Consider the following 14,659-nt stretch of genomic DNA (forward strand, 5'->3'; position numbering starts at 1 on the left):
GAGATTGTTCCCACGCTCTGCGTGGGAACGCCTCTTGGGACGCTCTGCGTACCGCTTCTAAGGGCGGACGCAGAGCGTCCAGGGCTGCATTCCCACGCAGAGCGTGGGAACGATCAGGCCCCTGGATTCTCACCCAGGGGCCTTTTGCATTACGGCAATGCTTACGCCGCTTTGGCTTCCAACTGGCTTAACGAGCGGTTCAGCGCACTGAACAGCGCCTTGAAGCTGGCGGTAGTAATGTTTTCATCGATCCCCACCCCATGCACCGGGCGCTCACCGTTCACCCGCAGTTCAATGTAGGCCGCGGCCTTTGCATTGGTACCCGCGCCAATGGCGTGCTCGTTGTAGTCCATGATCTCCACGCCAATCGGCAGGCCGGCCACCAAGGCTTCCAGCGCACCGTTGCCTTTGCCCTTCCAATGCAGGTTGGTTTCGCCCTGGCCTTTGCCCGAGACTTCTACTTCGACAAAGCTGTTGCCGTTTTCTTCCTGCAAGCGATGGCTGACCAACGCATACGGCGTGTTGGCTTGCAGGTATTCACGCTGCAGCAAGGCGTAGATCTGTGGCGCGGTCATCTCCAGGCCCACGCGGTCGGTTTCGGCCTGCACCACCTGGCTGAACTCGATCTGCATGCGACGCGGCAAGCTGATGTCGTATTCCTGCTCCAGCAGGTAGGCGATACCGCCTTTGCCCGACTGGCTGTTCACGCGGATCACCGCCTCGTAGCTGCGGCCAATATCGGCCGGGTCGATCGGCAAGTACGGCACTTCCCACAGCGCATCGTCTTTCTGCTGCGAGAAGCCTTTGCGGATGGCGTCCTGGTGTGAACCGGAGAACGCGGTGTGTACCAGGTCGCCCACATACGGGTGGCGTGGGTGCACCTGGATCTGGTTGCATTCCTCGACCACTTTGCGCACGCCGTCAATGTCCGAGAAGTCCAACTGCGGGTCCAGGCCCTGGGTGTACATGTTCAGTGCCACGGTGACCAAGTCGACGTTACCGGTGCGCTCGCCGTTGCCGAACAGGCAGCCTTCCACACGGTCCGCGCCGGCCATCAGGCCCAGCTCGGTGGCCGCCACGCCAGTGCCACGGTCGTTGTGGGTGTGCAGGCTGATGATCACGCTGTCGCGACGGTTGATATGGCGACCGAACCACTCGATCTGGTCGGCATAGATATTCGGCGTGGCGCACTCGACGGTGGCTGGCAGGTTGAGGATCATCTTGTGCTCAGGCGTCGGGTTCCACACCTTGATCACCGCATCGCAGACTTCCTTGGCGAACTCCAGCTCAGTGGCGCTGAAGGTCTCTGGGGAATATTCGAAGGTCCACTGGGTTTCCGGCTGCTGGGCGGCGTATTTGACGAACAGCTTGGCGGCGTTGACCGCGATGGCCTTGATGCCGTCCTTGTCCTGGTTGAACACGATGCGGCGGAACGACGGCGAGGTGGCATTGTACAAGTGCACAATGGCTTTCTTCGCGCCGCGCAGGGATTCGAAGGTGCGTGCGATCAAGTCTTCACGGCCCTGGGTCAGCACCTGGATGGTGGTGTCCTCGGGGATGTGGTTGTCTTCGATCAGGGTGCGCACGAAGTCGAAGTCGGTTTGCGACGCGGCCGGAAACGAGGCTTCGATTTCCTTCACGCCAACGGCCACCAGGGTCTTCCAGAAGCGAAGCTTTTTCACCGCGTCCATCGGCTCGATCAGCGACTGGTTGCCATCACGCAGGTCGGAGCTGCACCAGATAGGCGCTTGGGTGATGGTTTTCGACGGCCAGGTACGGTCGGGAATGTCGATGGTGGGGAACGCGCGGTACTTCGAAGACGGGTCTTTGAGCATGCTCATCGGAAAATCCTTGGTTGTAGGGGCCGAGAAAAGGCGGCCTGCCGTGGAACTGTTATTGGGGATAAAACTGAGGGCGAGGCAGATCGATTCAGCCTGGCAGTCGTGCGCTGACAAGGCACAGGCTGCGGTGCTGGCGGAGCTGAATGAGGGTGTGAGAGGTTTTCATAAGCCCAACCCTAACCGTGGCCAAGTGAGATGGCAAGGTGGTCAGGAAAAATTGATAGATTTTCTGTGTAAAACAAACTTTATGAATATTTATTGCTAATACTATCTTGTTTTATTCACATTGTTGCGCTGCTGTAGGTGGTGGCGCAATTTTGGTGATGAGGTTTTCCCGTGGCGCCGCATGCGGCAGTGAAGGGCTCACCATCGCGCAAACAACGCACGACGGTGATTACTCAAATGACTTTATGGAAGATCTGATAATCCCCTGCCGTATGGCTATTCGTGACGTTGGCCCCGGGATCCCTTGGTATTGACGGGCCGCTGATGGCAACACTCTTGTTGAATGTTTTGTCCGGGTACACGCCTATGCCCACCCCTCCAGTGAGTTCCGCCAGACCTGGAACGTTTCGGGCCGTGTTCATATGGGCCCGGCCTACCAAGGCGAGTACTTTTTCGCCCGGCTTGCGTGTTTCCAAGATACGGGTCGCGAAGTAATTGAATTCCTGCAGGCGCGTAATGCCTTCGTCGTTGTCCCCAACGTACTTATAGAAATCGGGCATATCCGATCGGCGGGTCAAGTAGTGGTGCTCTAGGGATTTGACGGTGATTCCATTGTCATTGGCAAGTTGAACCAGTTCCGAGAGCGTGGGAGACGCGCCTTGAGGACGGTGGGCCCCCATGCCCACATCCATGAGCTGGCCCGCGGCATTGGTTTCGACATTCTCAAGGTAAAGTGTGGTAACCCCAGACTCTTTGAGGGCCTGCATATTCTCTTTGAGCATCTGGAAACTGGCGATTTCGTTATGGCGCTCGCCCAGTACCACCACATCAGTGATTTCGTAGGCCTTACGCAACAGGTCGGCCGGCGAGGTGCCGGGTGCGAGCTCCAGCCGGGGCGGGCGCGGCGGCATCTGGCCTTGAGTGAGCATGTTCTTGTAGAAGTTATACAAATCCCGCCTGAACCAATACCTGGCCACAGGCAAGGTTTTAGCGGTGAAGTCGGCTTCGACCAGCCGCCCTCTGTTGAGGCTGAAATACTCGGCGTCTGGTAACGCTGGTCGGACAGGGGCCTCGGCGCCTCTCGTCGAAGCTCCCGGTGTCGGCGTGGGGGCTCCACCGGGCAGTTGATTCAGGCGCCATTCACCGTTGCCCGCATGTTGTACAGAGGCGACGATTCTGCTGCTTTTGGGCGCAGTTGCTGGGACGTTCGGGTCGATGATATTGACCCAGCCACTGCGAGCGTGAAAGGCTGAATCGATCTGATAAACCCTGCTCACGCGGGTACTGTCGGTAAATCGGATGAACCACTCGTCGCCAACGTTATAGGTACCGTCACTCCTTAGCGTCCGGCCGTTGATCATATCGCCAGGCCTGGCGTACGCACTCAAGTCGCGCTCGGGAATGACGGCGTCGTTGGGCGTGCGTGAGCCAGCGATAGTGTTGCCGGTGCTGGCTAAGGGTCGTGCCGGCACTGGGCTGACGGGCGCAGGCAGTGCTCTTGGCCCTGGGCGCGGGGTAATCGCGCCTGTCGCCGTCGACGACTTGAATACCGGGCGTAGGGGGGCCGCGCGAACATTAGAGATACCCGCCGCAGACAGGGTGAAATCACTGTAGATCGCCCGTCCCAGGCCGGGTCTTTTGATCAGGTGCGGCAACACTCTGCTGTTGGCGCGCAGTGCGCTGATGCCGGCTTTGCCCAGACGAAAACCCGCAGACATGCCTTTGCCAGCCACTGGTATCAGGTCGGTAAAGATCAATGCCACTTCAATGCCGAACTCGATTTTGTTCTTGAGCGATTGCCGTGCGACCTCCGCACTGCTTACGGACTGGTGATCCGCTCGGTCGATCGCCATCTGTACGTGTTGCTTGTACAGATGGTCTTGGAAATCACCTTTTATGGGCTCAAGGCGAGTGGCGCCTCCCAGCAGCTTGATCGACGAGACCGCCAGCTCGGGGGACATCAATTTCGTTGGGCTGTACGCAGCTTCTTTAAGCGCTCCCCTGAACTGATCGACCTCATCTTTACTGACGGGTGATTTTCTTTGCGCGATATAGGTTGCCCACTCTTTTTTCTCCAGGAGGGTGTCGAGGGCCTTGTGGTCCGCGACTTCGCGATAAGTAATGCCGTCGGGAGCCTTGGGGGTGTACAGCACCAGCGATGGATCTGTCTGGTTGCCGATCACCATCACGCCCTGCACCGCTAGCCCCCTGTGGAGCAGGCTGTTGGCGACGATGGTTTTCCCATCGACTTGAGGGCGGGTGGCCGGGTCTGGGTGAGTCAGTACCGCATCCGCCCACTGCGCCGCGCGTTTATGGATGTTGTCGCTGGCCAGTTCCGTATAGGCGTCGGGGCTGAGTTCTGCCAGAAACGCCTCTTTGTCCATCGCGTCTGCCAGATGAGCTTTCCACGCTGTGCGCAAGTGCACAGCACTCCCCGATTGGGCATCTGGGGCCATTTCCTGTTTGAGTAGTTTGGTGTATTCGCCCCCGACATCGGCGGTATTGACCAGTGCCTTGAGATCGTCGGTATCCAGGGTAACCGGCTTGCCGCTCAGGTCTCGCACAGGCTTGCCGTGCTTGTCGCGCAGAGGCAAAGTCATTTTCTCATCGGTGTATACACCTCTTTCGACGGCAGGGAAGCCACTGGGATTCTTCAGCGCCAAGTCGGTCAGGGACACCGCGTCTTGTTTCGAATAGAGGGGTTGGCCAGTCCCTCTGCCGCCGTGGATGGCGGTGCGGGTGTGGACCTGCACCATGAGTTGATCCGCATCGATTTCTGCTGCCGGGTATCGCTGTTTTATGGCTGCATTCAGGCGGTCACGGGCGAAGGTGTTCAGCGCCGGGATTTTTTCAAGCAGGGGCGTCAGCGCATCCAGGCTCCGTTCCTGCGCCTTGTCCAAGTGCAAAAACAAGGCTTCTTGAAAGGGGCTTAGATTCTTCAACCATTCGGGTTGGAGTTTGTCGGTCAGTTTGGCGTCCCGGGCCAGCATGGCGTTGGTGCCATCGGTGAGGTACGACCAGTCGGCCGCATTATCGATACCTTCCAATGTGGCACTGTCGAGAAGGGGGTTGACGGTTTTGCCTGGCGCCAATGCTGTGCTCAGGTGGGTATTAATGTCTGCCCGCTGGCGTTTGAGCATCCAGGGAATGGATTGCGCCAACACATCCCCGGCCGATGGCTCGACACTGGACATCAGATCTTTTCCGGTAATAGGGTCGGGCCTGTTTTGCAGAGCCGGGGGCAGGCCTTGCAGGAGCAACTTGGCCTCGACACCGCCCTGGTCCAGGCGGTTGGCCAAAGCCTGGCGTGCCTGGGCCGGGGTTGCGAATTCCTCGAAACCTTCGCTGGGCGTGTACATCACGACGGGGCCATTGTCATCGTTGAGCGCAAGTGCGCGCCCATTCGGCCAGGTGGGCGGCGTAGCATAGGAGCCGTCTTTTCGGGTGATGAGAAAGGCCCCTGGCAGCATCGCGCCATGTTCCGTTTGGTCATCCACAGTAACGGGGTACACCCCTAAGCGATCACCGTCGGTGAAGCGTTTTTCCCGGTCTTGCAGGGTGGGGTAGCGCAACGCGGAGTCGATCAGGCCTTTGCCGGTCGCGCTCAGGGTGCCATCGCTCAGGCGCAGTGAGGCGAGGATCGACAGCTGTTTTTTGTGCAGGAACAACAGTTGCTCTTGCGGCGGCATCTGGAGCGTCGGCTGATTTTCCACCGGCCGCGGTGTGCTCCAGTATTCTTCAAGCGCCTGCGGGTATTGCGTGGCAATGCTGCGAGCAATGGATTGCAGCGTGCCTTCGGTAAAGGCCGGTACCGCCATGTCGGCAATGGTTCGTCGATAAGTGAATTCAGTGCTTATGCCTCGCTCCGGGCGCATCAACGCATTCGGGTTGGCCTGGATGTCGCGGATCATCCTGGCCAGTGCAGCCATCAGGGGCTCTGAAGAGGCCAGTGATTCGCGTCCATCGCCCACTCTGTAGCGATTGAAACTGAGCATGTCCGGATTCAGCGGCCTGATCGCGGGGAAGGCTTCCTCAAGTTGCGACTGTACAAAGGCCTTGAAGCCGGGTTGCTGGCTATGCAGGCGTTGCTTGTCTTCGGTCAGCAACGCGTGTTCAGCGGTGAACTGTGTTTCATTGCTGGGTTTGAAATGCTTCACCAACTGCGGGTATCGCATTTTCGCCGGGGTTATACCTGACGAGGCGGGAGTAGGTGGGTCATCGGGGGCGTAATTGGCGGCGGCGGTCAAGGGGACTGATGCAGGTTGTTGCAGAGTTGCGGGTGGTGTAGGCGGGCTGGTCGGGGGGGTACCGGGTGAGGCGTGAGATGAGGGCAAGAGGTTTTGCGAATGTCGCTCTGACAGTGCTGGGGTAAGTGACATGGAAAGAGTCTCATGGGAATTGGATCTCCAATGCTCAGGTCCTGCTCATTACGTCCGTGTAAATCGCTGGTTGAGTGAGTCTCGGGTGTCGGATGGTTCATCGCAAAAGTGTAAGAAGATCACAATGCATTGCAGCGAACCTCCGGCAGATCAGGCGCCAGCGCAGGAAATCACTGACGCCCCTCACGGCCACGGTATTCAGGGTTGAAACGCGCCGATAAAAATCGCCGGATCTACCCGTGCATCATTCAGGCTGACGTTCCAGTGCATATGCGGCCCGGTGGCCCGGCCTGTCGAGCCGACTTTGCCGACTACCGCACCGCGCACCAGTGGCTGACCCACCTTCACATCGATCTTCGACATATGGCAGAACATGCTGATAAAGCCCTGGCCATGGTCGACAAACACGGTATTGCCGTTGAAGAAGTAATTGCCGACCAGAATCACCTTGCCATTGGCGGGTGTCTTGATCGGTGTGCCGGCCGGTACGGCGAAATCCAGGCCCGAATGCGGGTTGCGTTCCTCACCGTTGAAGAAGCGGCGCACCCCGAATTTGCTCGAAAGCGGCCCGTTCACCGGTTTATCCAGCACCAGGTTGCTAGGCAGGTTCGGGCTGAAGCTGCGGTAAGCCTTGAGCTGCACTGCCAGTTCGCCTTCGATGCGCTTGAGCTGAGCCGGGTCAGGGTTGACCTGGCTCTTGTTCTTCAAAGTAATGCGCTGTTCCGGATACTTCTTGTAACCGACGATAAACGGCAGGTTGCGCCCCCCGCTGCTGATGCGCTCGTTGCCAGGCTTGACCGTTAACGGGATACCGACAATCGCCAGCCAGTTGTCCTGCTCCTTGACCACCAGCACCGGCTTGCCCTGGTAGGTGGCTTTCGGCGCCGTGGCCGAAGGGCCCAGTTCGACGACGGCCACGCCGCCTGGCACCGGTTTGTTCAGGGTTCGCGTGATGTAACTGTCGGCGTGGGCGTTAAATGTGAGGCACAACAGCATCAACAGGCTCAGTAGGCGTGGCATCGATCAATCCAATAATGAAAGGGTGACGGGTGTCAGGTGGTTGTCTTCCACCCGCACTTGCAATTGGCCTTCACCCAGGCGCGCGGTGAGGCGCTGGCCGGTGTGGGTTTGTGCGGCATTGCGAATCGCCTGGCCGCGCTCGTCCAACAGGATGCTGTAGCCGCGGCCCAGGGTCGCCAGCGGGCTGACCACCTGCAATGTCTGCACTTGGCTCTGCAGTTGCAGACGCCGAGCCTTGAGACCTTCACGCATGGCGCGGGGCAGGCGTTCGGCGAAGCTGTCCAGGCGCTGGCGCAAGAGTGCCAGTTGACGGCCGGGGTGCTGGCCGGCGAGGCGGGTTTCCAGGCGGATCAAGCGCTCGCGACGGGTATTGAGGCTACGCTCAAAGGCGCGGCGCAAGCGCATGTCCAGGTCATCCAGGCGCTGGGCCTGCTGGCGCAAGCGCTCGCCCGGGTGACGCAGGCGCCGGGCCATGCCTTCCAGGCGCAGGCGGCTGTGGCTCAGGCGGTTGCGCATCAGCATCACCAGGCGGCGCTGCAGGTTTTCCACTTGACGCACCAGATGGCTGGCGTCGGGAGCCAGCAACTCGGCGGCGGCGGAGGGAGTAGGGGCGCGGACGTCCGCCACGAAGTCGCTGATGGACACATCGGTTTCATGACCAACGGCACTGACGATAGGGGTAACGCAAGCATCAATTGCGCGGGCCACCACCTCTTCGTTGAAGCACCACAAGTCTTCAAGGGAGCCACCGCCACGGGCCAGGATCAGCGCGTCGAAACCCCGGGCGTCGGCGAGTTTCAGCGCCCGCACGATCTGCGGGATTGCTTCGCGGCCTTGCACGGCGGTAGGGATCAGGGTCAGTTCAACATTCGGCGCGCGGCGGCGGAACACGCTGATGATGTCGCGAATCACCGCGCCGGTGGGCGAGCTGATAATGCCGATGCGCCGAGGATGCACCGGCAGCGCCACTTTGCGTTCGGCACTGAACAGGCCTTCGGCGCTCAGCTTTTCCTTCAGTGCATCGAAGGCAAGGCGTAGCGCACCATCACCGGCCGGCTCCACGGTATCGAGGATCAGTTGGTAATCGCCGCGGCCCTCGAACAACGAGACCTTACCGCGCACCTTCACCGCCAGGCCATCCTTCAACGCCTGACGTACCCGCGCCGCGTTATTGCGAAACAGCGCGCAACGCACCTGGGCGCCACTGTCCTTGAGCGTGAAATACACATGGCCGGAGGCCGGGCGGGCGAGGTTGGAGATCTCGCCTTCCACCCAGATATTGGTGAACACGTCTTCCAGCAACACCCGCGCGCGGCCGTTGAGCTGGCTGACAGTCAGGACTTCGCGGTCCAGGCCCAAGCGGGCAAAAGGATCTTTAATCATGGGCGGCAGTTTATAGGCATTCGTGCAGGGTTTGACAGAATTGCTCCACCAGCGCGTTCGGCGCTTGCGCGCAGGCCAGGGCTACGGTGCTGTCGCAGTCAGGGTCGGCCAAGGGCAAAAATTGCACGTTGGGCGGGGCGATGTCCTGCATGGATTTTGGTAACAGGGCAATCCCGAAACCGGCCTGGATCAATTGCAACTGCGTGGTCTTGCGCGACATTACCCGCGCCGCCTTGGGGAAAAAACCTGCACGCATGCACAATTCAGCCGACAGATAGCTCAGCCCGCCGCGCTGAGGGTGGGGGATTGAAATAAACGCCTCATCCTTGAGTTGCATTAACTCGACCGCTGCGTTGCCGCGTGCCAAGGGATGACCCGCAGGCACTGCCAGCGCCAACGGCTCGGTGTACCAAGGCACCACGCGCACGCCTTCGCGCTGGCGCAACACCGGCAACCGCAGCAGGCCGACGTCCAGGCGGCCCTCGACGATTTCCTCCAGTTGGGCTTCGGAGGAGAGTTTGACGATATCCATCGACACACCCGGGCAGCGCTCCAGCCACGTGCTGATGCCTTGCAGTAACGCGCCGCTCATCGGCACGGTGCTCGAATGGCTCAGGCGCAAGGTGCCGAGTTGGCCCTGGCCCACTTGTGTCGCCAGGTCGCTGGCCTTGAGCAACTCACTCAGCAGGTTGCGCGCCCGTGGGTAGAAGGCTTCGCCGGCGGCCGTCAGCCTTGGCTGGCGTGCAGTGCGTTCGAACAGTGGGGTTTGCAGTTGAGATTCAAGCTCCTTGATCTGCCGGCTCAAGGCTGATTGCGCCACGAACAGGCGCTCGGCGGCAGCACTGAAGCTACCGCTGTCGGCGATTTCGACGAAATAACGCAGTTGCCGGGTGGAGATCAAGAGTCATGCCTTTTTGAGATGAGTAGTGAGCTTGGAAGATATTAGTCGCAACCCTTGCCGATGGCTAAAGTGAACGGCATCTCAATAGAAGGAATAAGTCATGAGCCCGGTTGAGCTGATGAGCCAGGGGACTTTCGGCGGTATTGATTGGCTGGTGATCGGCCTGGGCGTGACGGTGGCTTATATCGTGTTCGGCGTTGCCGGATTCGGCACGGCGCTGGTGGCGGGGCCGATCCTGATTTTATTCATGCCGCTGTCGAAGATCATCCCGTTGCTGGTGCTTCTGGACTTTGTCGCTGCGTTTGGCGGCCTGCTGCGAACACGGCGCGATGTGAACAAGCCGGAACTGTTGCGGTTGCTGCCCTGCATGGCCATCGGCTGCACCCTGGGCGTGGTGTTTTTGCTCAACCTGCATTCGGACCTGTTGCTGTTATTGATGGGGCTGTTTATCAGCGCCTACGCGATTTACAGCCTGGCGGTGAAAGCAAGGCCGACTCAGTTGACGGCGGGCTGGTCGATTCCCATGGGCACCGTTGGCGGCCTGTTTGGGGCGCTATTCGGCAGTGGCGGCTTCTTATATGCGATTTACCTGAACAGCCGTTTGCCCAAGGACGCTGCGCGGGCTACGCAAAGCGCGCTGATCAGTTGCAGCACGGTCGTGCGTTTGAGTCTGTTCCTGATTGCCGGGGTGTATGCAGATTTGCCGTTATTGATGTTGGCGGTTTGCCTGTTGCCGGCGATGGCCCTGGGGTTGTGGTGTGGGCGCAGGCTGACGATGCGGCTGTCCCGTGAGGCGTTCGTGCGGTTGGTGACCTGGCTGGTATTGGCCAGCGGTATTGCGTTGATCGGACGGTATTTGAGTACTTGACCTGATTTTTTCAGGGATTAAGCTGCCGTCCTCCCGGGCGTCATCGCGGGCAAGCCCGGCTCCCTCAGTTGATCTCGTTCCAATGTGGGAGCCGGGCTTGCCCGCGATGGCGCCAATAGCCACACCGCAGGACTTCCATGAACTCCCAAAGCATCCTTGTCCCGAAAATCTCCACCTTGCCGGTCCACGAACCCCGCGCCCGGGCGATTGTGCGCTGGCTGGTGCGCAAGAACATCATCAAGGAAGAGCTCACCACTTGCGGGCGTACCGGCAACCGCATGGGCTACGCCCTGGCCGATGGTGCCCGCGCGGTGGTGCTGCACCCCGAAGCGCTGCCGTTCAACGAGCCGGTCAATGGCCTGGAGATCATCTACAAGCGTTGCATCTACACGCCGGCCAAGGGGTTCCTCGAAGAAGCTGGCTGCCCGGAGTGCCTAAAGGAAGTCGGCGAGGCGCTGTTTGAAAGCCTGGAAGACTGGATGCCTGGTCACACCGATAACTTCACCTGCCCGCTATGTGGGCATGAAGACGACATCAATGGCTTTCTGTTCCTGCAGGAATGCGGGTTTTCCAACCTGGGATTCATTTTCAACAACTGGGCGGAGGCGGGCTTCAAACAGAGCTTTATCGACGAGTTTGCCGATTGGCTCGATCAAAAAATGAGCTGGGTCAAAGTCGAACTGTAACTTTTTGCCGAACACGATCGTTCCCACGCTCCCGCGTGGGCAACGCCGCATGGGACGCTCCGCGTCCCGTTGTTGTCGGAGATTTTGAATCCTGCCCCAAGGCGACGCGGAGCGTCACCAGAGGCATTCCCACGCGGAGCATGGGAATGATCGGGGCGATGAAATTACCCATCTATCAGTATTACCAAGTTTGTCAGAGTTTTACATTGAGCCCGGCAGGGTGCATGTATATAATGGCGCGCTTCCATTTTCCCGCTCGGGAGCCCCCGCGATGCTGCGTATCAGCCAAGAAGCTCTGACATTCGACGACATTCTCCTAGTGCCCGGTTATTCCGAGGTGCTTCCTAACGAAGTCAGTCTCAAGACCCGCCTAACCCGTGGCATCGAGCTGAATATTCCCTTGGTTTCCGCTGCCATGGACACCGTCACCGAAGCCCGTCTGGCCATTGCCATGGCTCAGGAAGGCGGCATCGGCATCATCCACAAGAACATGACCATCGAGCAGCAAGCTGCCGAAGTGCGCAAGGTCAAGCGTTACGAAGCCGGCGTGGTGAAAGATCCGATCACCATCGAAGCTGACGCCACCGTGCGTGACCTGTTCGAACTCACGCGTATGCACAACATCTCCGGCGTCCCGGTGCTGCACGATGGCGACCTGGTCGGCATCGTCACTTCCCGTGACGTGCGTTTCGAGAACCGCCTTGAAGTCACCGTCCGCGAAGTGATGACGCCTAAAGAGCGCCTCGTCACCGTCAAGGAAGGCGCCGACAAGAACGATGTGCGCGAACTGCTGCACAAGCACCGCATCGAGCGCGTGCTGATCGTCGACGACAAATTCGCCCTCAAAGGCATGATGACCGTCAACGACATCGAAAAAGCCAAGGCTTACCCACTGGCCAGCAAGGATGACCAAGGTCGTCTGCGCGTTGGCGCTGCTGTCGGTACCGGTAAAGACACCGGTGATCGCGTCTCGGCGCTGGTCGCTGCCGGTGTTGACGTGGTAGTGGTCGACACCGCCCACGGCCACTCCAAAGGCGTGATCGACCGCGTGCGTTGGGTCAAGCAGAACTTCCCTGAAGTGCAGGTGATCGGCGGCAACATCGCCACCGGCGCTGCCGCCAAGGCCCTGGCCGAAGCTGGCGCCGACGCAGTCAAGGTCGGTATCGGCCCAGGCTCCATCTGCACCACGCGTATCGTCGCCGGTGTGGGCGTGCCGCAGATCAGCGCCATCGCCAACGTCGCCGCTGCCCTTGAAGGCACTGGCGTACCCTTGATCGCCGACGGTGGCATCCGTTTCTCCGGTGACCTGTCCAAGGCCATCGTAGCCGGTGCCTCCTGCGTGATGATGGGCTCGATGTTCGCCGGTACCGAAGAAGCACCGGGCGAGATCGAACTGTTCCAGGGCCGTTCGTACAAGGCTTACCGTGGCATGGGTTCGCTGGGCGCCATGTCCCAGGCGCAAGGCTCTTCCGACCGTTATTTCCAGGACTCTTCGGCAGGCGCCGAGAAGCTCGTACCGGAAGGCATCGAAGGCCGTGTGCCGTACAAAGGCACCCTGAGCGCGATCATCCATCAACTGATGGGCGGCCTGCGTTCCTCGATGGGCTACACCGGCAGCGCCAACATCGAAGAAATGCGCACCAAGCCAGAGTTCGTACGGATCACCGGCGCCGGCATGGCTGAATCCCATGTCCACGACGTGCAGATCACCAAGGAAGCGCCAAACTACCGTGTAGGTTGAGGCTTCCAGCAAAATGTTAAGTAACCGGGGCTGTTCTTCAGCCCCGAGTTGTTTCTGATTCATTAGACGAGACTGACTTCATGGCCCTCGACATTCACGCCCACCGCATCCTGATCCTCGACTTCGGTTCCCAGTACACCCAGCTGATCGCCCGCCGCGTGCGTGAAATCGGCGTGTATTGCGAACTGCATCCGTTCGACATGGACGATGAAGCGATCCGCGAATTCGCACCCAAAGGCGTCATTCTCGCCGGTGGCCCCGAGTCCGTGCACGAAGCCAATAGCCCGCGCTGCCCGCAAGCGGTATTCGACTTGGGTGTGCCGGTATTCGGCATCTGCTACGGCATGCAGACCATGGCCGAGCAACTGGGCGGCAAGGTAGAAGGCTCCGAGCTGCGTGAATTCGGTTATGCCCGTGTGGACGTGGTCGGCAAGAGCCGCCTGCTGGACGGCATCGAAGACCACATCGACGCCGACGGCCTGTTCGGCCTCGACGTCTGGATGAGCCACGGTGACAAGGTCACCAAAATGCCGGAAGATTTCCACATCCTGGCCAGCACCCCGAGCTGCCCGATTGCCGGCATGTTCAGCGATGAGCGTCGCTACTACGGGGTGCAGTTCCACCCGGAAGTGACCCACACCAAGCAAGGCGGGCGCATCCTGTCGCGTTTCATCCTCGACATCTGCGAGTGTGAAGCCCTGTGGACCCCGTCGAAAATTGCTGAAGACGCCATCGCCCAAGTGCGCGCCCAGGTCGGCACTGACAACGTATTGCTTGGCCTGTCCGGCGGCGTTGACTCCTCGGTTGTGGCCGCCTTGCTGCACAAGGCCATTGGCGACCAGCTGACCTGCGTATTCGTCGACAACGGCCTGCTGCGCCTGCACGAAGGTGAGCAAGTGATGGCCATGTTCGCCGAGAACATGGGCGTCAAGGTGATCCGCGCCAACGCTGAGGACCAGTTCCTCAACAACCTGGCCGGCGAGTCCGACCCGGAGAAGAAGCGCAAGATCATCGGCCGCACCTTCATCGACGTGTTCGATGCCGAGTCCAACAAACTGGACAACATCAAGTACCTCGCCCAGGGCACCATCTACCCCGACGTGATCGAGTCGGCCGGCGCCAAGAGCGGCAAGGCCCACGTGATCAAGTCCCACCACAACGTGGGTGGCCTGCCTGAGGAGATGAACCTCAAGCTGGTAGAACCGCTGCGCGAACTGTTCAAGGACGAAGTCCGCCGTCTGGGCCTGGAACTGGGCCTGCCGTACGACATGGTCTACCGCCACCCCTTCCCAGGTCCGGGCCTGGGCGTGCGTATCCTGGGTGAAGTGAAGAAGGAATACGCCGACCTGCTGCGTCGCGCCGACCACATCTTCATCGAAGAACTGCGCAAGGCCGACTGGTACCACAAGGTCAGCCAGGCGTTCGTGGTGTTCCAGCCGGTGAAATCGGTTGGCGTCGTAGGCGATGGCCGCCGTTACGCGTGGGTTGTTGCACTGCGTGCCGTAGAGACTATCGACTTCATGACAGCGCGTTGGGCACACCTGCCTTACGAACTGCTGGAGACGGTCAGCGGCCGGATTATCAACGAGATCGAAGGTATTTCCCGCGTGACGTATGACGTGTCGAGCAAGCCGCCGGCGACGATTGAGTGGGAATGATGGGACGTCCGGCATTG

Annotated in this window: 10 protein-coding genes; 5 read left to right on the plus strand and 5 right to left on the minus strand. The window is 59.9% G+C overall.

The window, feature by feature from the left end; genetic code table 11:
- Positions 1–161 precede the first annotated feature (161 nt).
- Positions 162–1,841 (minus strand): 2-isopropylmalate synthase, encoded by a 1,680-nt coding sequence (gene leuA / locus GIV26_RS10200; RefSeq protein WP_236280319.1) that lies wholly within the window; start codon positions 1,839–1,841, stop codon positions 162–164.
- Positions 1,842–1,884: 43 nt separating this feature from the next.
- Here leuA and GIV26_RS10205 point away from each other — a divergent pair, with 43 nt between their 5' ends.
- Positions 1,885–2,106, plus strand: coding sequence for a hypothetical protein (locus tag GIV26_RS10205; RefSeq protein WP_232458719.1), 222 nt, complete (start codon positions 1,885–1,887; stop codon positions 2,104–2,106).
- A gap of 133 nt (positions 2,107–2,239) precedes the next feature.
- Here the strand turns inward: GIV26_RS10205 and GIV26_RS10210 are convergent, their stop codons facing one another.
- From GIV26_RS10210 to GIV26_RS10225, 4 genes are all read right to left on the minus strand, one after another.
- Positions 2,240–6,253: a membrane-targeted effector domain-containing toxin gene (locus GIV26_RS10210; protein WP_236280321.1), complete on the minus strand. Its 4,014-nt coding sequence runs from the start codon at positions 6,251–6,253 to the stop codon at positions 2,240–2,242.
- A gap of 330 nt (positions 6,254–6,583) precedes the next feature.
- Entirely contained in the window at positions 6,584–7,405 is an 822-nt protein-coding gene (locus tag GIV26_RS10215) for a M23 family metallopeptidase (RefSeq protein WP_057975063.1), read from the minus strand.
- 3 nt (positions 7,406–7,408) lie between these two features.
- The gene (xseA, locus tag GIV26_RS10220; protein WP_236280323.1) at positions 7,409–8,788 is read right to left on the minus strand and encodes an exodeoxyribonuclease VII large subunit; all 1,380 of its coding nucleotides are present in this window, start codon (positions 8,786–8,788) and stop codon (positions 7,409–7,411) included.
- A 10-nt stretch (positions 8,789–8,798) separates the two neighbouring features.
- Positions 8,799–9,689, minus strand: coding sequence for a LysR family transcriptional regulator (locus GIV26_RS10225; protein ID WP_054897805.1), 891 nt, complete (start codon positions 9,687–9,689; stop codon positions 8,799–8,801).
- Between the two features lie 100 nt (positions 9,690–9,789).
- On the opposite strand from GIV26_RS10225, the gene GIV26_RS10230 reads away from it, so the two are divergent.
- The 4 genes from GIV26_RS10230 (at position 9,790) to guaA (ending at position 14,642) form a co-directional block, all read left to right on the plus strand.
- Positions 9,790–10,557, plus strand: a complete 768-nt coding sequence (locus GIV26_RS10230; protein WP_034128015.1) for a sulfite exporter TauE/SafE family protein — start codon at positions 9,790–9,792, stop codon at positions 10,555–10,557.
- A gap of 137 nt (positions 10,558–10,694) precedes the next feature.
- Positions 10,695–11,243, plus strand: coding sequence for a hypothetical protein (locus GIV26_RS10235; RefSeq protein ID WP_005791157.1), 549 nt, complete (start codon positions 10,695–10,697; stop codon positions 11,241–11,243).
- Positions 11,244–11,514: 271 nt separating this feature from the next.
- On the plus strand, positions 11,515–12,984 hold the full coding sequence (gene guaB, locus GIV26_RS10240; RefSeq protein WP_034128014.1) for an IMP dehydrogenase: 1,470 nt from the start codon (positions 11,515–11,517) through the stop codon (positions 12,982–12,984).
- A gap of 80 nt (positions 12,985–13,064) precedes the next feature.
- Entirely contained in the window at positions 13,065–14,642 is a 1,578-nt protein-coding gene (gene guaA / locus GIV26_RS10245; protein ID WP_014719806.1) for a glutamine-hydrolyzing GMP synthase, read from the plus strand.
- Positions 14,643–14,659 lie beyond the last annotated feature (17 nt).

Origin of the sequence: Pseudomonas sp. PA-1-3F, assembly GCF_021609665.1 — a bacterium.
Lineage (GTDB): Bacteria > Pseudomonadota > Gammaproteobacteria > Pseudomonadales > Pseudomonadaceae > Aquipseudomonas > Aquipseudomonas paracarnis.

What these genes read in the sequence shown, in the direction of transcription:
- leuA (WP_236280319.1), bottom strand. Translation starts at nt 1,841, where the DNA reads ATGAGCATGCTCAAAGACCCGTCTTCGAAGTACCGCGCGTTCCCCACC.
- GIV26_RS10215 (WP_057975063.1), bottom strand. Translation starts at nt 7,405, where the DNA reads ATGCCACGCCTACTGAGCCTGTTGATGCTGTTGTGCCTCACATTTAAC.
- xseA (WP_236280323.1), bottom strand. Translation starts at nt 8,788, where the DNA reads ATGATTAAAGATCCTTTTGCCCGCTTGGGCCTGGACCGCGAAGTCCTG.
- GIV26_RS10230 (WP_034128015.1), top strand. Translation starts at nt 9,790, where the DNA reads ATGAGCCCGGTTGAGCTGATGAGCCAGGGGACTTTCGGCGGTATTGAT.
- GIV26_RS10235 (WP_005791157.1), top strand. Translation starts at nt 10,695, where the DNA reads ATGAACTCCCAAAGCATCCTTGTCCCGAAAATCTCCACCTTGCCGGTC.
- guaB (WP_034128014.1), top strand. Translation starts at nt 11,515, where the DNA reads ATGCTGCGTATCAGCCAAGAAGCTCTGACATTCGACGACATTCTCCTA.
- guaA (WP_014719806.1), top strand. Translation starts at nt 13,065, where the DNA reads ATGGCCCTCGACATTCACGCCCACCGCATCCTGATCCTCGACTTCGGT.